The sequence below is a fragment of the Paenibacillus sp. NFR01 genome (assembly GCF_900111565.1).
Classification (GTDB): domain Bacteria; phylum Bacillota; class Bacilli; order Paenibacillales; family Paenibacillaceae; genus Paenibacillus_AQ.
In genome coordinates this window covers 135,198-154,304 of the sequence record NZ_FOIK01000004.1, presented here as the reverse complement: position 1 = coordinate 154,304, position 19,107 = coordinate 135,198, and the positions used below count along the sequence as shown (strand labels likewise).

Genomic DNA, 19,107 nt, shown 5'->3' with positions numbered 1-19,107 from the left:
CCTCCCTTCTATCCAGCGTGGTTCCTTCTAATAGATAAGCATACAGGACAAGTGTACCGTGAGTGGAAAAAATGTGCAAAGGTGCGGGCGAATCAGGCGAAAGACAGCGGGCATCAGCCAATTTCGCGCGGATACAGACAGGTGTCCATGAGGCGGATGCCGCCGGAGCATATAGTTATACAGTCTTGAGAATATGACAGGGCAGGGTGAAAGCCGTGAAAGTAAAACAGAGCAAAAAGCGCCCGCAAGACTATCTAAGCGGATACCGGGACGGATACCGCCTTGGCTTGTGCGAAGCGGTCCGACGCCTCAATGCTCCGACGCCCGGAGAATGCCGCCCGATGAAGCTGATGTATGTTCCACAGGGGTTCCAGGCGATCGACACGGGTATTACCGAGGCGCTGCGGCAGCTGGTCACCGAGGTGGTGGTCGGCAGCCCGAACTCGATGCTGGAGCTTGCGGCCGGCGAGAAACCGGATGCGGTGCTTGTCATGAACGGGCTGCATGTGTTCCCCGAAGACCATCTCGACCAGATCGACGAAATCCGTGCGATGGGGATTCCCACCGCCATCTGGTTTGCGGATGACCCCTATTTTACCGAGGATACGTCGGTCATTTGCGGGCATTACGATCATGTGTTTACGCATGAGCTGGGCTGCGTGGAGTTTTATTACCTTCTCGGAGCGAAATCCGTACACTATCTTCCGCTTTGCGTCAATCCGGAAATGTTTTATCCGCGCCGCACCGGCCCGGAGCATCAAAACGACATCGTGTTTATCGGCAACGCCTTCCATAACCGGACGCAGCTGTTTGATGAACTGGCGCCTTTTCTCAAAGGGAAAAAGGTGGTCATTGCCGGAGGCTTCTGGGAACGATTGACCCGCTTCGAGCAGTTGTCCCCGTTTATCAAAAGCGGCTTCATGCCGCCGGAGGAAACGGCCAACTACTACAGCGGAGCCAAACTGGTCATCAACATCCACCGGCCCTGGGAGGGCGGTCAGGATAACCGGAATTCTTACCAGATCCCCTCCCGCTCTATCAATCCCAGAACCTATGAGATCAGCGCCTGCGGCACGATGCAGCTGACGGACATCCGGGAGGATCTCGGCAATTATTACCGCGCGGGGCGCGACCTCGATACGTACGGCTCCGTGGAGGAACTGAAACGCAAGATCGAATATTACCTCAGCCATGAAAAAGAGCGCCGGCAGCTGGCGCTGCAGGGGCTGCAGACGACGCTCCGCCATCATACCTTTACCGCACGCCTGCCGCAGCTGCTCGACGTGATCACCGGGAACGGCTAAAACTTTATTCGGACCGAAGGAGCGAAATACTCATGGAAAATAATTTTGTAATGCCCATGCCGCCCGTTACGCGTTTTCCTGCGGAGGACGAGAAACTTCGCGGCCGGCTCGACGGATTCAAATCCGGTTATGACGAAGGGTACCTTCGCGGCCGGCTCGCCATATTGGACGGCCGGCCGGAAGACCCCATTCCCGTACGCAATATCAACGTGCTCTACGTAGCCTCGGGCAAGGGCTACCCGTATTCGCCGCTGGACGATGCCGTCTTCAGCGCCTTGCAGCAATTGACGGCCAAGGTGACGATCACCGACGTCCGGCAAAACGTGGTGGAGCTGGCGGCCGTTCACACTCCGGACCTGGTGCTGGTGCTGGACGGACTCGACATGCCGCTGGAGCAGGTCATGGCGCTGCGCGGCCAAGGCATCAAAACAGCAATCTGGCTGACGGATGACCCGTATTACACCGACTTCACGATGAAGATCGTCTCGTTCTACGACTATGTATTCACGCTGGAACGCAACTGCGTCGAAATTTACCGCGGGCTCGGCTGCCGGGAGGTGCACTATCTGCCGTTTGCCGCCCACCGCGAGCATTACCGGCCGACGACGACACGGCCGCAGATCAATCGCCAGGTCAGCTTCATCGGCTCGGCGTACTGGAACCGCGTGCACTTCTTCCGCGGCATCATGCCGGAGCTGATGAGCTACAACACCGTCATTAACGGCATCTGGTGGGACCGGCTGCCGGAAGCGCCGATGTACGGCGAACGGATCGAAATCGGCAAATGGATGTCCCCGCAAGAGACGGCGCTGGCATACAGCGGCTCCAAAATCGTCATCAACCTGCACCGCTCGCATATCGACGAGGTGGCCAATAACAACGCGCTGTTCATTCCGGCGGCGTCTCCGAATCCGCGGACCTTTGAAATCGCCGCGAGCGGCACGCTGCAGCTGAGCGATGCCCGCGATGATCTCGGTTCGTTCTATACCGTCGGCGAAGAGATCGACACGTTCACCTCGCCGCAGGAACTGATGGATAAAATCCGCTACTACCTGTCGCACGAGGAGCAGCGGCGCGACATGGCGCTTCGCGCCTTTGAACGGACGCTCAAGGAGCATACGTACACCAAACGGCTGAATCAGCTGCTGACCATCATTTACGGCTGATGCGCCGGGCGGGAGCGCATGGACGGCACGGGACGGGTCACTCGGGATTGTACGGATGCCGGGGGACAGGTGTCGTGCCGGCGGCTGTGCCTCCTCAATATACTTTTAGGAGGTGAATGGCGGCTCGGGGTTGCCGGGAGCGCCGAACACACCATGGCCGAGAAAGCGACGATCATCCTTTTTTCCCATGTATCGAACACACACAGCATTACCGGTGCGGAGAAGCTGCTGCTTTTCTTCACACGTGAGCTGTCGCTTTACTTCAACTGCATTCTTGTTGCTCCCCAGGAAGGCAAGATGACCCGGCAGGCCCGCAAATGGGGGCTGCGGGTCGAACTGCTGCCGATCCCTCTGGTCTACGGAATGTACACCCCGTATCCCGGACTGCCGGCGGATATCGCCAAATTTCAGGAGAGCCGGGAATATGCCGAGCTGACGGGCTGGCTGGCGGCCAATCGCCCGGCGTTCATCATCAGCAGTACCTGCGTGCATGCGCTGCCGGCCATCGCCGCCAAGTCGCTGGGCATCCCGGTCATCTGGAAAATTTCCGAGACGATCACCGAGAGCGAATATACCTTCCTCAGCGTGGAGCTGATCGACCGGTACAGCGACGAAATCCTGACGATCTCCCATACGGTCGGCGCCTGCTTCCCGCAGGAGATGCGGGACGCGAAGGTCACGCTGCTCCCGCCTTCGTGGAATGAGCAGGATCTGGTGATCGAAGGCTGGAGCACGCTGCGGGCCGAACGGAGGCGGGAGCTCGGCATTTCTCCGGGCGAACCGTTGGTCGGTTACATCTCCTCCTTTATCAACAAGGAAAAAGGATTGGAGCACTTTGTTAAGATGGCCGTGCTTGTATCCGCGGAGCATCCGAAAGCGCGGTTTATGGCCATCGGCGCGCCAGGAGACAAGAGCTATTACGAACGCTGCGTCAAGAAGGTGAAGCTGGAGGGGCTGTCGTCCCGCTTCCGCTTCGCCGACTACGAGGAATTTTTGCCTTCCGCTTATTGCGCGATGGATCTCCTGGTCGTCCCGAGCCTGATCCGCGAAGGCTTCGGCATGACGGCGCTGGAAGGTTTCGCCTTCGGCAAGCCGGTGGTGGCGTATGATTCCGGCGGACTGCGGGAGATTCTGACGAACGCCGGCTGCGAAGCGCAGCTGGTGCCGGCGGAGAACATCGGCGCGCTCGCGGAGAGCGTAAACGCGCTGCTGGCCGATCAGGGCAGAGCCGCCATTCTTGGCGCAATGGCCCGCGAGCGCATCGTGGCCGCGTACGGCCCCGGCGCGTACCAGCTGCGGCTCTATGGGCTGGCGGAGCGGTGGACCTACCGCTACGCCAGCCGGCTCCCGGCCGCCGCCCCGGAACCGGCGGCGGCCGACCCCGCGCCCGGCCCGGAGGCGGGCGCGGATGCTGTGCCCGCGGCGGCCAACGCGCCGCGGGGCATCCCCGCCCGCCGGGCCGGGCGGGCGAAAGGGCCGCGGCGGGGCCGCCGCCGCGGCAAGATCCGGGCGCGCCGCCGGAAGCGCCCGGGACGCAGGGTGCGCGCTGCGAAGCGCGCGCGCAAGGCGGTGCGCGGCGGACGGCGACGCACCGGCCGGGCGGCGAAGCGCCGCAAACGGGCGGCGTAACCCTCGCCGCCCTCATCTTGAGAATCAGGGGTGTGAAACCATGAAGATCATGACGATTTTGGGGACACGGCCCGAAATCATCCGTCTCAGCGTCATCATTCCGCTGCTGGATCAGCTGGCGGAGAAGCATATTCTCGTCCACACGGGCCAGAACTTCACCGCCAGCCTGAGCGGCATCTTTTTTACCGAGCTGGGGCTGCGCGAGCCGGACTATGTGCTGCAGGACCGGCAGGCCGGACTGGGCGGCCAGCTCGCCGCGATGTTCGGCGGCCTGGAGCCGATCCTGCTGCAGGAGCGCCCGGACCGGATTCTGCTGCTCGGGGACACGAACAGCGCGCTTTGCGCAATCCTCGCCGAGCGGATGGGTATTCCCGTCGTGCATATGGAGGCCGGGAACCGCTGCTTTGACCTGAGCGTGCCCGAAGAGAAAAACCGGCGCGTCATCGACGCTGTTTCAACCATCAACATGCCTTATACCCAGCAGAGCAAACGCCATCTGGTGGCTGAAGGATTTCCAAGCCGGCGCATCGTGCTGACCGGCAATCCGATCTACGAGGTCATGAACCGGTACGAGGAGAAGATCGGCGCAAGCGATGTGCTGGCCCGGCTCGGCCTCGTATCCGGCCGCTATTTCCTCGTGACCGCCCACCGGGCCGAAAATGTCGATGATCCGAAATCGCTGCGCGAAATCATGACCGGCCTCAATACGGTCGCCGAGCAGTCGGGGCTTCGCCTTATCGTCAGCATGCATCCCCGCACCCGCTCCAAGCTGACCGAGGAGCTGCAGCTGGCGATGCATCCGCTGGTCGAGTTTCACGAGCCCTTCGGATTTTTCGACTTCGTCCATCTGGAGCGGCATGCGCGGTGCGCGATCACCGACAGCGGCACCGTTCAGGAGGAGTGCTGCCTGATGGGCGTGCCGACGGTCACGATCCGCCGCACGACCGAACGCCCCGAGACGGTGGATTGCGGCAGCAACGTCGTATCCGGCGTCGAGCGGAGCGCCATCGCCCGCTGCGTGAAACTGATGACATCGCTCGGCCGCAAATGGGAAGCGCCGGAAGGCTATTCAGCCCCGGACGTTTCGGAAAAGGTAGTCAAATTTTTGCTTGGAGGGAACCTGCATGTTCAATAATAAACGGATTCTGGTTACCGGCGGCACCGGTTCCTGGGGGCATGAGCTTATCCGGCAGCTGCTGCCGCAAAATCCAAAGGAAATCATCGTTTTCTCCCGCAGCGAGTCCGCCCAGGTGGCGATGAGCCGCGAATTCGAAGACCCGCGCCTGACCTTTGTCATCGGCGATATCCGCGATAAGGACGCGCTGGTTACGGCTTGCCGCGACATCGATTACATCTTCCACCTGGCCGCGCTGAAGCATGTGCCGGTCTGCGAAGACCAGCCGTACGAAGCACTCAAGACGAATGTCGTCGGCACGCAGAACGTCATCGAAGCCGCCATTGCCAACCATGTCGAAAAAGCGATCTACATCTCCACCGACAAAGCCGCCAACCCGTCCAACTTCTACGGCATGACCAAAGCAATCGGCGAAAAGCTGTTCGTCTACGCCAACCTGGTAGGCTCAGGCACCCGCTTTGTCACCGTCCGCGGCGGCAATGTGCTTGGGACCAACGGCAGCGTCGTGCACCTGTTCATGAAGCAAATCCGCGAGAAGGGACAGGTGCGGATTACGGATATGAACATGACCCGCTTTTTCTTTACGCTTCGGGATGCGATCACATTGCTGTTCAAGGCGTCGGAGGTCAGTATCGGCGGGGAAATCTTCGTCATGACGATGCCGACCTGCCGCATCCTGGATCTGGCGCAGGTGCTGATCGAGGCTTCCGGCAAAAAGGATGTCAGCATCATCGAGGCCGGCATCCGCCCGGGCGAAAAAATCCATGAAATTTTGATGAGCGACTTTGAAAGTCTGACCACCGTCGTCTACGACGAGCAGTACCTGGTCATTCTGCCGACCCTGAACATGCCGGAGCTGAAGGAGCATTACAGCGTATATCCGCATGTGGCTCTAGGTAGCTTCAGCTCCGAGAACCATCTCATGAACCGGGAAGAAATCAAGAACATTCTGATTCGGGGAGGGTTCCTGCAATGAAGCTGCTGATTCTCGGAGGAAACGGAATGGCGGGTCACATGCTGGCGGCGTATTTTCGCCGCCAGGGCACACATCACGTGTTCCACACAACCCGGGATAAGCGCGATCTGGGCGGGCTGTACGTGGATGCCGACGATATTGCCGGCGTAGAGAAGCTGGTGGAGCTGGTATCGCCCCATGTCATCATCAACGCGATGGGGGTGCTCAACCAGTTCGCCGCGCAGGACCGGATCGGCGCGTACCATGTCAACGGCTTCCTGCCGCACCGGCTGCGGCGGGCGGCGGATGCGGGCGGGGCCAGGCTGATTCATATCAGCACGGACTGCGTGTTTGAAGGTACGCGGGGAGCGTACACGGAGGAGGACATTCCCGACGGCACTTCCGTCTATGCCGTCACCAAAAGTCTCGGGGAAGTCCGCGCGCCGGGTCATCTCACGATCCGCACCTCGATCATCGGCCCGGAAATCCGCTCCGGCGGCATTGGCCTGATGGAATGGTTCCTGGCCCAAAAGGGGCAGGTGGCCGGTTACCGCCGGGTGATGTGGAACGGGGTAACCACGCTTCAACTGGCCAAGGCGGTGGATGAGCTGCTTACGCCGGAGGTGTCCGGGCTGATTCATCTCGCGCATCACCGGCCGCTCAGCAAATACGAGCTGCTCATGCACATGCAGGAGGCCTTCGATAAACGGGATGTCGAGATCGTCCCGGAAGAAGACCATGTTCAGGACCGGACGCTGGTTAACACCCGGAGCGATGTCCGCTTCCGGCTTCCGGAATATCCGGAAATGCTGAAGGAGCTGGCGGCATGGATGAAGTTATCCTGAAGGATGAATCCGCGGTCCGACGCATTTTGGTCACCGGAGCGGCCGGGTTTACCGGAAGACATGCGGTCCGCTATTTTCACGGGCTTGGAGCCGAGGTGACCGCCGCCGTGCGGGAACCGTCGGCGGACGGCGGCATTTTCCCCGCAGGCGTGCGCGAGTACGCCTGCGATCTGTCCGACCGTGCGGCGGTGCAGCGGATGGTCGAAGAAGTCCGTCCGCAAGAGGTGTTGCATCTGGCCGGCCGCAATTCGGTTCCGGAGTCGTGGAAAGATCCGCTGCACTACATGGAAGCCAACGTGATGGCGACGCTGTATTTGCTGGAGGCGCTGCGCGGCGCGCCGGCCCGGCGGATTCTGGTCGCCGGCTCGCGGTTGAAATACCGGCCCGGCGTGGACGCCGGCCCCCCGCATCCCTACTCCTTAAGCAAAACGCTGGAAGCGCTCGTCTCGCTGGCCTGGGGCATGCTGTTCAAGCAGCCGGTGCTGCTCGCCGAGCCGTGCAATCTGATTGGCCCCGGACCTTCTACCGGCTTCTGCTCGCTGCTGGCGCAGCATATCGTGCGCAGCGAAGACGCTGCGGCCTCCGGGGGCGCCTTGCCGATCTTCAGCCTGTCTTCCCGGTATGCCCGGCGCGACTTTCTCGATGTGCGCGACGCGGTCAGGGCGTACGACTGCATCCTGTGTGCCGGCGAACCCGGCAGAGTCTACCGCATCGACTCCGGAACGATGCGCGAGCTGGGCGGCATCGCCGAGAAGATGCTGGCGCTGGCGCAGACGGAGGTGCAGATGGATTGGGGCGGGGATGCCGGCGCTTCGGCCCGCTCCGAAACGCCGCAGGCGGCCGAGAGTTCGCCTGAAGAAGAAAGTGCGGAATCCCTGGGCTGGCGGCCCGGGATGACACTGGATCAATCGCTGGCGGATATTATGGAGTATTACAGAGCCGGCAGGAAAGGAAGGAGTTCATGACCCCGAAAGTATCGATCATCATCCCGTTCTACAACTGCCCCTACATTGAACAGGCGCTGAACAGCGCCTTAACCCAGTCTTGGCTGCCCTATGAAATCATCGTCGTCGACGACGGCTCCTATATGCATGCCGAGCGGATCGTACCCTACATGAGCCGCATTCATTATTTGGGCAAAAGCAACGGCGGCACCGCCTCCGCGCTGAATCACGGCATCCGCCATGCCACCGGCGATTATGTCGCCTGGCTCAGCTCGGATGACATGTTCTATTTTGACAAGCTCCGCAATCAGGTGTCCTTTATGGAAGAACACCGGCTGATGATCTCCTATACGAACTTTAACTTTATCAATAGCGCCTCCCAGGTCACCGAAATGAACGCGTCTGCCGTCTTTTCGAATCATCTGGATTATCTCCGCTGCTTCCTGCAGGGCAATCCGATCAACGGCTGCACGGTGATGTTCAAGCGGGAGATCTTCGGTGCCATCGGCCTGTTCGACGAATCGCTGCCCTACACGCATGACTATGATTTGTGGTTCCGGGCCATCCTGAACGGCTACCCGCCGGTGATGCTCAATCAGTCGCTGACGGCGTACCGCAGGCATGAAGGCATGGGAACGATCAAGCATTTCGATACGATCATGGCCGAGGTGGCGGTAACCCAAGCCCGCTATCATGCGGCGCTCCGTGCCATGATCGCCGCGATGGGCGGCTGACAAGGACATCGGCGAATAGGGAGGTGACATGCATGTACCGCGAAATTGCTGTAAACGACTTTATGCCCTTGCTGCTTAAGCATTTGAAATTCTGCGCGAGCATCCTGGATGTCGGCTGCGGTACCGGCACCCTGCTGGAACAATACGAAGCGGATGTCGTTCTCGGGCTGGACGTTCACCGTCCGTATCTGCTTCAGCGCAAATATACCGCTCCGCATATCATCCCGGTACACGCCAATGCCATGCATATCGACCGGCTGTTTTTACCCAAAACCTTCTCGGCTGTGACGCTGATCGACTCGCTCGAACATTTCTCCAAACCGGAAGGACTCGATCTGCTGCAAAAGGCGGAAATGCTCTCGAACAACCGCGTGGCGGTCTTTACGCCGCGCGGGTTCTTCCCGCAGGAAGGCACGGACCATTTCGGCCTGAACGGCGAATATTACCAAAAGCATAACAGCGGGTGGGAACCGGAAGAGCTGGTGGCGCTGGGCTACGAAGTGACCGTGCTGAAGGGTTACCATCACGCCGAGAACCCGGCCTTCCGCAAAGCATTCGGTGAAGAGCATGAGCCGGTGGATGCGCTGCTTGCCTGCAAGACCGTGTAGCAACACTCTCGAAGAAAGGAGGCGGCGGCATGAAGCGAAAGGCCAAGGTGAGCGTGGTCATCCCTTTTTATAACTGCGTTTATGTGGATTTGGCAGTGGAAAGCGTGCTGTCCCAGACCTATCCCCAAATCGAGATTGTCGTCGTGGATGACGGATCAACGCGTTACACCGAGAAGCTGGACCCGTACAGGGATCGGATCGTGTATATCCGCAAGGCCAACGGCGGCACCGCTTCGGCGCTGAATGCCGGCATCCGTGCGGCAAGCGGGACGCATTTTGCCTGGCTCAGCGCCGACGATCTTTTTTACCCGGATAAAATCAGCCGGCAAATGGCGCTGCTGGAGCAGACCGGAACGAAGTTCTGCCATACCGGATACTGCTATATTACCGGGGCGGGCCAGCGGTATCCGGATCCGGTCAGCACGCCGTTTTCCGGGAAAGTCCATCAGATTCAGACGATGATGACGGGCTGTCCGGTCAACGGCAGCACCGTACTGATGGAGATGAGCGTGTTCAGCAGGGTCGGTATTTTCAATGAAAGCCTGCTGTACACCCAGGATTACGACTTGTGGCTGCGTGTGCTGCCGCATTATGAATGGGCCTACATTCCCGAACCGCTGCTGGATTACCGCATTCATCCGGAAATGGGCTCCTTGCAGCACGGCGAAGCGCAAGCCATGGAAATCCGCATGGTACAGGCCACACATTTCGCGACGCTGAACCAGCTGCTGAGAAAGGAGGCCAGGCGATGAAGATTACGTTTCCGATTCTGACACTGTCCCGAGGTGGGGCTCAGCGGATGCTGGTGGAGCTTGCGAACCGTCTGGAGGGAAACGGCTTTGAAGTCACGGTGCTGATGCCGCCGGAAAGCGCTGTGGAGTACGAGCTTCGCTGTCCGATCATTTACAGCGCAGCCCCGAGCCTTACCGCGGATGACTTTCCCTACGGGGATATGATCGTCTCCAATTACTATACGACCGTTCCGGTTTCGCAGCAGGCCAGCAGCCAGGGCAAGGGGCTGCATGTCCGGCTGTCGCTCTGCTACGAGCCGACGTTTTTGCCCGATAACAGCACATCCTTCGCTTCCTATAATATTCCCTGCCAGCTGATGGTGTTGTCCCATTGGCAGCAGGATACGATCCGGCTCAACCATGGGGTTAAAGGCAGGATCGTTCCGATCGGCGTCGACACCCTTTTTACTAATCAACGCCTGCGCGAGCGGGGACCGGGCCTGATCGTATCGGCGATGATGCGGAAGCCGGAGGGGGGCTTTTCCGAACACCGCGAACAGGACTATTTGTTGGATCAGCTTGTACGGGTTAAGGAAGTCTGCCCGGAAGCGCAGCTGCGCCTCATTGTTCCTCCTTCGGAGCTTGCCGATTCACCGGCGCTGCAAGCTCTGCTGTATGACACCCGATTCCAGATCCGCACGCCGGCCGATGATGTCGAGCTCTGTTATTACTACAACGAAACCGATATTTTTGTCAGCTCCAGCCTGTTCGATTCCGGTTCGCTCCCGGGACTGGAGGCGATGCGCTGCGGAGCCGCTTTGGTCACGCTGTATGCCGGGGGCAATCAGGAATACTGCAAGCACGGGCATAACTGCCTGATGTCCTACCGGCATGAAAACCGTTTGGCTGCCGACGCTATTACACTAATCCGCGACAAAAAACTCCGCCAGCGCCTGGCCGACAAGGGCGAACACGATTCCTACGCCTTTAGCTGGGAGCGGAGCGCGCAAATCTTTAAAAATCATCTGTACGAGATCAAATCGCATCATCCCTAATCACGGGTGCCCTTGGCATTCGATGATTCAAAAAACCTCCGCGGCCACGGGCCCGGAGGTTTTTGCTTAAAAGATCGAAAAAAAGTTCATCATTTCGCGAAACGACACGGCATATTGATCGGAGCCGAAACGGGCTGTCATGTGCAGCCTGCCCATATGCCGGATCGATGCACGCATCTCCTGATTCTCCATCAGCTCCAGCGCTTCCCTCACTGCCGCGTCCACGTCGCCGAGCGGATAAAATTTGCCGCTAATGTTATGGACGATAAAGGAGCGGACGCCGTCCGAATCCGAGCTGACTACGGGACAGGTGCAGGAGATGGCTTCCGCCACCGCATATCCGAACCCCTCGGTAATGGAAGTCGACAGCAGAAAACCTCCGGAAAGCGCAATGGAGGAATAATACAGCGGCATGGCCGTATTGGGGATGTTGGTAAACACAATGAGACGGTCCCGAAGCCCCAGTGTATCCAGCTCCTGCTCGAACTGCCGTTTCTGGTCCTCCGAGGCTAGCGACGGATCATGGAACATCCAGAGATGCAGCGCCGGTTGGTGCTGCCGGATGCGGTGGGCAATCCGCAGATATTCTTTCCAGTTCTTGTTGCTCTCCAGCCGGCCGACCCAGGCGATGACCGGGTCATGGGGGGCTTCACCGGGAACGAACTGGAAGGTCTGGACATCGACAAGATTGGGGATGACAAAGCGATGCAGCCAGGGGCAGATCGATATAAACATTTCCAGTAAATGGGTAGTTGGCGGAATCAGCACCGCATTGCAGTATGCCCGCAGATAGGGAATGGCTTCGGTTATGGTGCTTTCCGCTTCGGTATACGTGCCAAGCCCCTGCGATTCGTATAACAGCACGCCGCCGTACCCGAGCTGGCGAATGCGTTCAAGCATGAAATAGTCCGAGGTCACAATGATGGCATCGTAGCGGTGGGAATCTAGCACAGCCTTCAGATCGCTGTTGCCGGGGGCATAAAAGACCGGGAAGCTGGTAGCATTCGGGCTGGAAGTGCCCGGCATGGTATACAAAACATGAGCCTCGATGCCGCTGCGAGCAAGGCTTTCACAGCGCAATCTGTTTAGCGTTTCCACTCCGCCGCTCGGTAGATAAAACGTAAACAAAACCTTCATGGATTTCGTCCTCCTGACTGTACCCCGGGTGAAAACTGTCGTTCTGCCCGGAGGGGCGGCCTATTCTATACAATACGCCGCGAAGCAGCCAGGCGTGAATACCGGAGCCTATCCGTTCCAAATCCTTTCAGGATAGCTTGACCGGCCGAGGGCTATGCTAAGGTCGTTAAGCCATACATTTATCTTTTTTTAAGAGAGGGAGGACAACGATGCTTCGATCAAAAATAAGCATGTCTGTATCCGCCGCATTGCTGCTCGGCATGGTGAGCATCACAGGCTGCGGAAACAATAATAATTCCGCCAGCGGCAACGTTCAAACCAATTCGGTACGGGGGATGGACGGAACCCGGCTGAATGCAAATGCTGTCGACCGGGACGCCTCATTCAATAAAATGGAGGTGAGCCAAAAGCTTGCGGATCGTGTAGCGGCGATGCCGGAGGTGCGGACGGCAAATGTAATGGTAGCCGGTAAAAGCGCCTATGTTGCCGTAACGCTGGACGATGCGCGCGGGGGAATTCATGCCCAAAGCTTCACGGATCGCAATCCAGGCAGCCTGAACCCTGCACTGGAGCGTCTGAACGTTGCAAGCGAAACGGCCGGCTTGAAGGGTGCGACTGGCATGAATGGAACCGGAATGAACGGAATGACAGGAATGAACGGAATGACAGGCATGAACGGAATGACGGGCATGAACGGAATGACAGGAACGACAGGAACGACCGGAACGACCGGAACGACCGGAACGACCGGAACGACCGGAATGACAGGAACGACCGGCCAAAACGGCACGACGGGCATGATCGGAGACCGCGGCTCCGTGACCGGAACGCCGGGAATGACCGGAACCGGGGGTTCGATGACAGGCATTCCCGGAAACTATACGGGTACGGGAACCGTAGGCGGAACCGCGTTGACCAATCCGGGCGCTTTTACGGGGAATGGGGGAAACAGCATTTATAGCGGAGACCGCGGAATGAGCGGCCGTTATGCCGGAACCCGCCCAAGCACCAGCGCCGGCATGGGGATCCGCAGCGTGACGCCTTATAGCGGAACCGGAACGCAAACGAATAACACCAGCGATGTTACCCAAGGGTTGAAGGATAAAATCGCCGATGAGGTAAAACGGGCAGACGCGCGGATTGAAAATGTCTACGTATCCGCCAACCCGGATTTCGTGGAACGGGCAAACTATTACGCGGATGAGTTTCGCGCAGGCCATCCGCTGAGAGGCTTTGCCCATGAATTCCGCGTCATGGTGGAGCGAATCTTCCCGACGCGAAGCGGATACTAAGGCGGAATCCTTTTTTAGGGTGCCAAGGAAGAGGAACGGCTATACACCAATCCCCCTTGAATCAGAACACGCCGTCCGGACAATCCGGACGGCGTTTTTACTCGTTCTTTTCTATTGAATATTTCTGCCGCGAACCCACACGCCTTGAATCTGCAGGGCGTTGTCCAGCAGCAGCAGGTCCGCCCGTTTGCCGGCTTCCAGCGAACCGATCGTCCGCTCCAGGCCGAGCGATACCGCCGGCGTGTAACTTGCCGCATGCGAGGCTTCGGCAAGCGACAGTCCGACCTCCTGCACGAGATAGCGGAAGCCGCGGATCATGGTCAGCGTGCTGCCGGCAAGTGCACCTGGCTGATCTTTCAAGGTAGCGACGCCGCCTTGAACCAGCACCGGCAGATCGCCGATCGTGTACTCGCCGTCGTCCAGGCCGGTTGCGGACATGGCATCGGTAATCAGCATCAGCTGGTCGCCTTTCAAGCGGGCGACAATGGCGATGGCCGCCGGATGCACATGAATGCCGTCCGCGATGATTTCGGCGCGGATGCGCGGTTCATACATGACCGCGCCGGCGGTGCCAGGCTTGCGGTGATGCAGCGGCGTCATGGCATTGAACATATGCACCGCCTGATTCAAGCCGGCATCCGCCGCAGCGATGACTTCCTCGAAAGAAGCGTCCGTATGTCCGAGAGCCGCCGTGATGCCATGCTTGCGAAGCCACGTTATCGCTTCGAGTGCGCCTTCGCGTTCGGGGGCCAGCGTCACCTGACGGATCATGCCGGGATAGCGGGCTTCCCATTCTTTCAGCCATTCGGTATTCGGCAGGGCAATGTGCTCAGGATTTTGCGCGCCCGACCATTTCGGGCTGATAAACGGACCTTCCAGATGCACGCCGGCGAGCTGCGCGTAGGGCATATCGTCTCCACGGTAAGCATGCACTTCGGCCAACACCTGCTCGATGGCCGCTTTGCCCGCGGTCATGGACGTCGCCAGCATCGTCGTCGTGCCGTTCAGCGCGTGGAACCGTGTTACAGCGTCAATTCCCGCCCCGTCCGCATACATAAAGTCGTAACCCGCCCCGCCGTGCACATGCACGTCGACAAAACCGGGAATCAGCAGTCCGTCCCGTTCAGCCGTGCTCTCCGGCCAGGCGCAGAAGGCTTCCGGCAGCCAGTCGGCTTCTCCGGCATAAGCGATCGTTTCACCCTGGACGGCGACGACGCCGCGCTCGATCAGCCCGGATGGGGTCAGCACTTTCCCGTACAGCAGCATGCCTGAAGAGTGGTTTATTTCAGCCATTTTGCGGCTCCTTCGTCAAGCAGAACAACGACGTTGGGATGGCTTTGCAGCAGGGAAGCCGGGCACTGGGTCGTAATCGGCCCTTCAATGGCCTGGCGGACCGCCTCGGCTTTCGCTTCCCCGCGGACGAGCAGCAGAATCTGCTTTGCTTTGAGAATGCCGCCGATGCCCATCGTTACCGCCTGGTTCGGCACATCCTCCGGCTTGTCGAAAAAGCGGGCGTTGGCTTCACGCGTTCCCGGGAGCAGGTCGACGACATGCGTGCCGCCGCTGAGGCTGGCATCGGGTTCATTGAAGCCGATATGGCCGTTGCTGCCGATGCCAAGAATCTGCAGATCGACCGGACCCTGGTCCTCCAGCATTTGGTCGTAAGCGGCACATTCGGCGGCCAAGTCGGCGGCGTTGCCGTCCGGAACATGCGTAGCCGCCATATCGATATCGATGTGGCTGAACAAATGCTGGTTCATGAAGCTGCGGTAGCTCTGCGGATGATCCGCCGGCAAGCCGACATATTCATCCAGATTGAAGGATGAAGCTTTGCTGAAGCTCACGAGCCCTTTGCGGTACATTTCCACCAGCTTCTCATAGACGCCAACCGGCGAACTGCCGGTGGCGAGCCCGAGCACCGCCTTCGGCTTGCTCTGGAGCAGACTGACGACCAGATTGGCGCCGGCCTGCGCGAGATCCTCGTCGGAGTGAAATTTCAAAATATTCATTATACTTGCCCTCCCCGTAAATGTCGGTATTGACGAACGTTCAGATAGGATTTTTCCAGCTTCGGAATAAAATCGGTGAAACGGGTGCTTACCATCCCGGTAAACAAAATGTCCACGATATGCAGCTGCGCGATTCGCGACGCCATGTCGCCCCGGCGCATGCCCTGCTCCAGCGAGGAGGAGAACAAGGCAATTCCGGCCAGCGATGCCAGCGTGCTGCTGCCGTAGGAGGTCAGGGAGATGGTGGCCGCTCCGCCGGCCCCGGCACAGCGCAGCGCATCGATTGTCTCCGGCGTTTCCCCGGAATAGGAGACGGCAAACGCCAAGTCGCCAGGCCCCAGCGTCGAAGCTGACGTAATCTGCATATGGGAGTCGGCAAAAGCGGTGCAGTTGACGCCGATCCGGATCAGCTTCTGGTAAAAATCCTGCGCAACAATCGACGAGGTCGCCATCCCGTACAGATCGACCCGGCGGGCATTGCAGAGCAGCTCGACAGCCTGCTGCAGTTTCTCCAGATCCAGCAGCGACGTCGTGTCACGGATCGAGGCCAGATGGTTGGCCTGCATCGCTTCTACGATAACCGAGAGCGGATTGCCGGCGACAATATCCTGATAAGAAGAGCCGCCTTCCTGCGGCGCCGCTTCGCTTAACGCGAGCTCGGCCGCAAGCTTGACCTTGAAATCGGGAAAGCTTTTAAAATGCAGCACTTTGCAAAACCGCGTAATGGTCGCCGGGCTGATGCCGCATTGCTCCGCCAGCTCCGTAATGCCCATATGGACCACTTCGGCGGGCGAGGCGAGAATCCGCTCGGCCAACTTGCGTTCCATTTGAGACAACTTTACTTTTTCATGCTCCAGCGCATGCAAAATGGGAGACATCCCTTGCACGCTCCTTCCGGAATGTAAATTCAAAGGATAGAATTTGTTAATTATTTTTAAAATAATCATTGATATAAAGATAATTATTTTCATACTCAGCATAAAACAAAAGCTGCCCGGTTGCAACAGGATTTTGCCTGCCACAGTCGAATTATCCAACCGCATTCATGCGCTGGAGACTGAATTGGCCAAAGCGCCCAAGGAAGCGTATGCCTGCGACGGGGTATCCAGCCGCCAGCACAATGAAAAAAACGGCGGGCAGGACGTATGGCATTATCATTTGCATCTTTTTCCGTGTTATGAGGGCGATCATCTATATGCCAGCGAGCAGGCGCTTTCGGATGCGGAGGAGCGGGCGCGGTATGCGTGTGAGCTAAAGCTTATCCGGCGCCTTTGGATGACGGACGAGTCTGTCCCTGGTCTGGAAGCACAATATTCACCCAAAATAAAAAAGATAGTGGGAAAACATCCCACTATCTTAAACGAAAATGCTCATATGAAGAAAATAATGGGATAACATCCCACTATTTTCGGTCTCGGGCTGATTTTCAGCAATTTAAGGTCAATTAGTGGGACAATATCCCACTAATTGACTAGGAGCCGATGCTGGAGAGAAATAGAGGGAAGTTTTACCTCTATTTTTTGTGGGCTCTGGGTTTCTTCTGTCGACGCAGTGAATTCTCTTCCAAGCATCCGCAGTTTCCCTTGGAGCGTGGAACGCTTCTTTTCACAGAGCTGCTAACCGCAGCCGACGTTTACCGCACATCCGCATATTTTTCACATGCCACCCGGCCTTGTCTCCGTCCGTCCATCCCTGCGTGATTTCGCCTGTTCATTGCGGTTCCCCTGCAGCCGGGACAGAATTGCGGGAAGGCTTGCTGCGCCACAGCATCTCCCATCCGATGTACAGCAGTACCACTAGTTGCGGAAGTGCAGTCTCCCAGGTGGGGTAAAGTCCAAGCCAACCGACAGCCGGCAGCCCCGGTTCGGTATGTGCCGGCAGTTGGCCCGCCACTTGCAGCGCATGGATGCTTTCGCCGAGAAAGCGGAAGACCAGGTAATAAATCAGCAGCGTGGCCGTACGGAAAAAGGCGGCGACCGGCAATCTGGCGCTGAGCGCAATCATCGCGTACCCGAGCAGCGCCAGCAGCGCCAACGCTGCGCCGATGCCCAGCAGAAGCTGAGCCGGCGCGATGGACGGGGCCATGCCCGCATAGAAGATCGTTGTCTCCGCGCCTTCGCGCAGGACGGCGAGTCCGGCAACGAGCGAAAGCGACCACAGATTTCCCCGGGCCAGCGCGCCGTCCACCTGACGGCCGACATACCGGTTCCACGCCTCCGCGCTGGATTTACCGTGCAGCCACCGCCCGATCGTCAACATCATCGCGACGGCGAACAGTCCCGTTATGCCTTCGATCAGCTCGCGCGTGCCTCCGGAGGCCGCCCGGGCGATGGCGTAAGTCAGAACCGCTGCAAGTCCGAGGCTGGTTACCAGGCCCGCGGCCGCCCCGCCCCAGATCCAGCGTCCCGCCTGGGCGGATGCTCCGCGTTTCACGTAAGCCAGCAGCGCGGCCAGTACGAGCAGCGCTTCCAGCCCTTCGCGCAGCAGAATGGCTGCCGCATCCCAGGCGTGATAACGCGTTTCGCCCGCCAGCGGAGTCAGGTCCGCTCTCATCCGGTCGATGGTCCCTGATGCCCGCTCCAGCTTTGGCGGGTCGGAGAGCAGATCGCCGGCCACGGCGGCGCTGTCGTTTTCGATGCTAGCGTAGACCTTCGGCGCGGCGATCTGCACTTTGCCTTCGGCCGCCGGCCAGGCGGCGATAAACTGTTCGATCAGCGTAGCCGCCCCGGCGCTGTCGCCGGCGGCCACGGCGGCGGAAGCCTGATCGAGGTAACCGATCAGGCCCTCGATCGATCCATCTCCGGCGGCGGTATCCTCAGCCGCCGCCGCTTTGCCGCTGCTGTAATCCGCCAGCAGCGTATACAGCGCCTGCGCGTGCTGCTGCGCGTCGGCTTCGCGCAGGGGCTCTGCCTGCAGCGCGATCCGCAGCAGGCTCATCTCCAGCTCCAGCCGGCCGTAGACCGCCGGATTGTCGCCTCGGATGCCGCGCTCCGCGGGCTTCCAGCCGTCGGTGACGGTCTGGTACGCCGCCGCTGCCGCCGGCCAATCGCCGCGCTGCGCCGCGTCCCGCGCTTCCTGCGCCGCGGGCAAGAGCCCCGCCGCCGCTTCGCGCCCGGCGGCGCCCCCGTCACCGCTGCCGTCTTCGGCGGCGGTGACATACGCGTCCACGCTGCGGGCCAGCGTGGACAGCGCGGTGCGGGCGGGCTCGCCGCCGCCCGCCGCAAGAGCCGACGCCGCGTCCGTCAGCGCGGCGTCCACGGCTTCGGCCGGACCCGTCAGCGCCGGGTCCGGCTCCGCGTTTGCGGCATGCCACAGCGCCGCAAACGCCTCCACATCGGCGGCGGCCGCATCCCAGCGGCCCTGGCCGGCTTCGACGAGCGCGCTGCCGACGGGCGGCAGCAGCTTCTCCAGCCGGCTGTCTTCCGCCGCCGGACCTCCCGCTGCCGCATGCACCGGCAGCGGCAGCAGCAGGGCGCCCGCGAGAAGGGCCCCCGCCAGAATCGCGCCGCCCGCGGCGTTTTTCATTTTATGTAATAGCGAATTCAAAGCTCATTCCCCCTTAT

At 59.6% G+C, this 19,107-nt stretch carries 18 protein-coding genes; 13 read left to right on the top strand and 5 right to left on the bottom strand.

Translation table 11 applies throughout. The annotated features are described in order from the left end of the window. The first annotated feature begins 215 nt into the window (after positions 1-215). The 11 genes from BMW84_RS17945 (at position 216) to BMW84_RS17895 (ending at position 11,106) form a co-directional block, all read left to right on the top strand. Positions 216-1,304, top strand: coding sequence for a CgeB family protein (locus BMW84_RS17945; RefSeq protein WP_175498884.1), 1,089 nt, complete (start codon positions 216-218; stop codon positions 1,302-1,304). A 32-nt stretch (positions 1,305-1,336) separates the two neighbouring features. Further along, complete coding sequence (locus BMW84_RS17940; RefSeq protein WP_091070780.1) at positions 1,337-2,470, top strand: CgeB family protein; 1,134 nt, start codon at positions 1,337-1,339, stop codon at positions 2,468-2,470. 153 nt (positions 2,471-2,623) lie between these two features. After that, positions 2,624-4,099 (top strand): glycosyltransferase family 4 protein, encoded by a 1,476-nt coding sequence (locus BMW84_RS17935; protein WP_175498882.1) that lies wholly within the window; start codon positions 2,624-2,626, stop codon positions 4,097-4,099. 40 nt (positions 4,100-4,139) lie between these two features. Continuing rightward, complete coding sequence (wecB, locus tag BMW84_RS17930) at positions 4,140-5,234, top strand: non-hydrolyzing UDP-N-acetylglucosamine 2-epimerase (protein ID WP_091070777.1); 1,095 nt, start codon at positions 4,140-4,142, stop codon at positions 5,232-5,234. Continuing rightward, the gene (locus BMW84_RS17925; protein ID WP_091070775.1) at positions 5,224-6,210 is read left to right on the top strand and encodes a polysaccharide biosynthesis protein; all 987 of its coding nucleotides are present in this window, start codon (positions 5,224-5,226) and stop codon (positions 6,208-6,210) included. The genes wecB and BMW84_RS17925 overlap by 11 nt, the downstream gene beginning before the upstream one ends. Next, entirely contained in the window at positions 6,207-7,034 is an 828-nt protein-coding gene (locus BMW84_RS17920) for a dTDP-4-dehydrorhamnose reductase family protein (protein ID WP_091070773.1), read from the top strand. Before BMW84_RS17925 ends, BMW84_RS17920 begins: the two co-directional genes overlap by 4 nt. After that, a complete protein-coding gene (locus tag BMW84_RS17915) occupies positions 7,016-7,999 on the top strand; it encodes an SDR family oxidoreductase (protein WP_091070771.1) in 984 nt (327 codons plus the stop codon). Before BMW84_RS17920 ends, BMW84_RS17915 begins: the two co-directional genes overlap by 19 nt. Continuing rightward, positions 7,996-8,712: a glycosyltransferase family 2 protein gene (locus BMW84_RS17910; RefSeq protein ID WP_091070770.1), complete on the top strand. Its 717-nt coding sequence runs from the start codon at positions 7,996-7,998 to the stop codon at positions 8,710-8,712. The genes BMW84_RS17915 and BMW84_RS17910 overlap by 4 nt, the downstream gene beginning before the upstream one ends. A 32-nt stretch (positions 8,713-8,744) precedes the next feature. Continuing rightward, a complete protein-coding gene (locus BMW84_RS17905) occupies positions 8,745-9,320 on the top strand; it encodes a class I SAM-dependent methyltransferase (RefSeq protein WP_091070768.1) in 576 nt (191 codons plus the stop codon). A 29-nt stretch (positions 9,321-9,349) separates the two neighbouring features. Further along, a complete protein-coding gene (locus BMW84_RS17900) occupies positions 9,350-10,072 on the top strand; it encodes a glycosyltransferase family 2 protein (RefSeq protein WP_091070767.1) in 723 nt (240 codons plus the stop codon). After that, entirely contained in the window at positions 10,069-11,106 is a 1,038-nt protein-coding gene (locus tag BMW84_RS17895; RefSeq protein ID WP_091070765.1) for a glycosyltransferase family 4 protein, read from the top strand. The genes BMW84_RS17900 and BMW84_RS17895 overlap by 4 nt, the downstream gene beginning before the upstream one ends. 66 nt (positions 11,107-11,172) lie before the next feature. Here BMW84_RS17895 and BMW84_RS17890 read toward each other — a convergent pair whose 3' ends face one another. Next, positions 11,173-12,243: a glycosyltransferase family 4 protein gene (locus tag BMW84_RS17890; protein WP_091070763.1), complete on the bottom strand. Its 1,071-nt coding sequence runs from the start codon at positions 12,241-12,243 to the stop codon at positions 11,173-11,175. A gap of 209 nt (positions 12,244-12,452) precedes the next feature. Between BMW84_RS17890 and BMW84_RS17885 the strand changes: the two genes are divergently transcribed. Then, positions 12,453-13,535: a YhcN/YlaJ family sporulation lipoprotein gene (locus BMW84_RS17885; protein ID WP_139209644.1), complete on the top strand. Its 1,083-nt coding sequence runs from the start codon at positions 12,453-12,455 to the stop codon at positions 13,533-13,535. Positions 13,536-13,646: 111 nt separating this feature from the next. Here the strand turns inward: BMW84_RS17885 and nagA are convergent, their stop codons facing one another. Genes nagA through BMW84_RS17870 form a run of 3 tightly spaced genes read right to left on the bottom strand, consistent with a single transcriptional unit; the run spans position 13,647 to position 16,422 of the window. Then, a complete protein-coding gene (nagA, locus tag BMW84_RS17880) occupies positions 13,647-14,828 on the bottom strand; it encodes an N-acetylglucosamine-6-phosphate deacetylase (RefSeq protein ID WP_091070760.1) in 1,182 nt (393 codons plus the stop codon). After that, positions 14,816-15,544 carry a glucosamine-6-phosphate deaminase gene (nagB, locus tag BMW84_RS17875; RefSeq protein ID WP_091071165.1) on the bottom strand — a complete coding sequence of 243 codons (729 nt, stop codon included), beginning with the start codon at positions 15,542-15,544 and terminating at the stop codon, positions 14,816-14,818. The genes nagA and nagB overlap by 13 nt, the downstream gene beginning before the upstream one ends. Next, a complete protein-coding gene (locus BMW84_RS17870; RefSeq protein ID WP_091070758.1) occupies positions 15,544-16,422 on the bottom strand; it encodes a MurR/RpiR family transcriptional regulator in 879 nt (292 codons plus the stop codon). The genes nagB and BMW84_RS17870 overlap by 1 nt, the downstream gene beginning before the upstream one ends. Before the next feature lie 43 nt (positions 16,423-16,465). On the opposite strand from BMW84_RS17870, the gene BMW84_RS17865 reads away from it, so the two are divergent. Continuing rightward, positions 16,466-16,939, top strand: coding sequence for an HIT family protein (locus BMW84_RS17865; RefSeq protein WP_091070756.1), 474 nt, complete (start codon positions 16,466-16,468; stop codon positions 16,937-16,939). A 315-nt stretch (positions 16,940-17,254) separates the two neighbouring features. Here the strand turns inward: BMW84_RS17865 and BMW84_RS17860 are convergent, their stop codons facing one another. Then, positions 17,255-19,090, bottom strand: a complete 1,836-nt coding sequence (locus BMW84_RS17860; RefSeq protein ID WP_254773035.1) for an FTR1 family iron permease — start codon at positions 19,088-19,090, stop codon at positions 17,255-17,257. Positions 19,091-19,107: the final 17 nt, after the last annotated feature.

Coding starts and splice junctions, on each gene's coding strand:
- BMW84_RS17885 (WP_139209644.1), top strand. CDS start 12,453: ATGCTTCGATCAAAAATAAGCATGTCTGTATCCGCCGCATTGCTGCTC.
- BMW84_RS17895 (WP_091070765.1), top strand. CDS start 10,069: ATGAAGATTACGTTTCCGATTCTGACACTGTCCCGAGGTGGGGCTCAG.
- BMW84_RS17905 (WP_091070768.1), top strand. CDS start 8,745: ATGTACCGCGAAATTGCTGTAAACGACTTTATGCCCTTGCTGCTTAAG.
- BMW84_RS17915 (WP_091070771.1), top strand. CDS start 7,016: ATGGATGAAGTTATCCTGAAGGATGAATCCGCGGTCCGACGCATTTTG.
- wecB (WP_091070777.1), top strand. CDS start 4,140: ATGAAGATCATGACGATTTTGGGGACACGGCCCGAAATCATCCGTCTC.
- BMW84_RS17900 (WP_091070767.1), top strand. CDS start 9,350: ATGAAGCGAAAGGCCAAGGTGAGCGTGGTCATCCCTTTTTATAACTGC.
- BMW84_RS17890 (WP_091070763.1), bottom strand. CDS start 12,243: ATGAAGGTTTTGTTTACGTTTTATCTACCGAGCGGCGGAGTGGAAACG.
- BMW84_RS17920 (WP_091070773.1), top strand. CDS start 6,207: ATGAAGCTGCTGATTCTCGGAGGAAACGGAATGGCGGGTCACATGCTG.
- BMW84_RS17935 (WP_175498882.1), top strand. CDS start 2,624: ATGGCCGAGAAAGCGACGATCATCCTTTTTTCCCATGTATCGAACACA.
- BMW84_RS17940 (WP_091070780.1), top strand. CDS start 1,337: ATGGAAAATAATTTTGTAATGCCCATGCCGCCCGTTACGCGTTTTCCT.
- nagA (WP_091070760.1), bottom strand. CDS start 14,828: ATGGCTGAAATAAACCACTCTTCAGGCATGCTGCTGTACGGGAAAGTG.
- BMW84_RS17925 (WP_091070775.1), top strand. CDS start 5,224: ATGTTCAATAATAAACGGATTCTGGTTACCGGCGGCACCGGTTCCTGG.
- BMW84_RS17910 (WP_091070770.1), top strand. CDS start 7,996: ATGACCCCGAAAGTATCGATCATCATCCCGTTCTACAACTGCCCCTAC.
- BMW84_RS17870 (WP_091070758.1), bottom strand. CDS start 16,422: ATGTCTCCCATTTTGCATGCGCTGGAGCATGAAAAAGTAAAGTTGTCT.
- nagB (WP_091071165.1), bottom strand. CDS start 15,544: ATGAATATTTTGAAATTTCACTCCGACGAGGATCTCGCGCAGGCCGGC.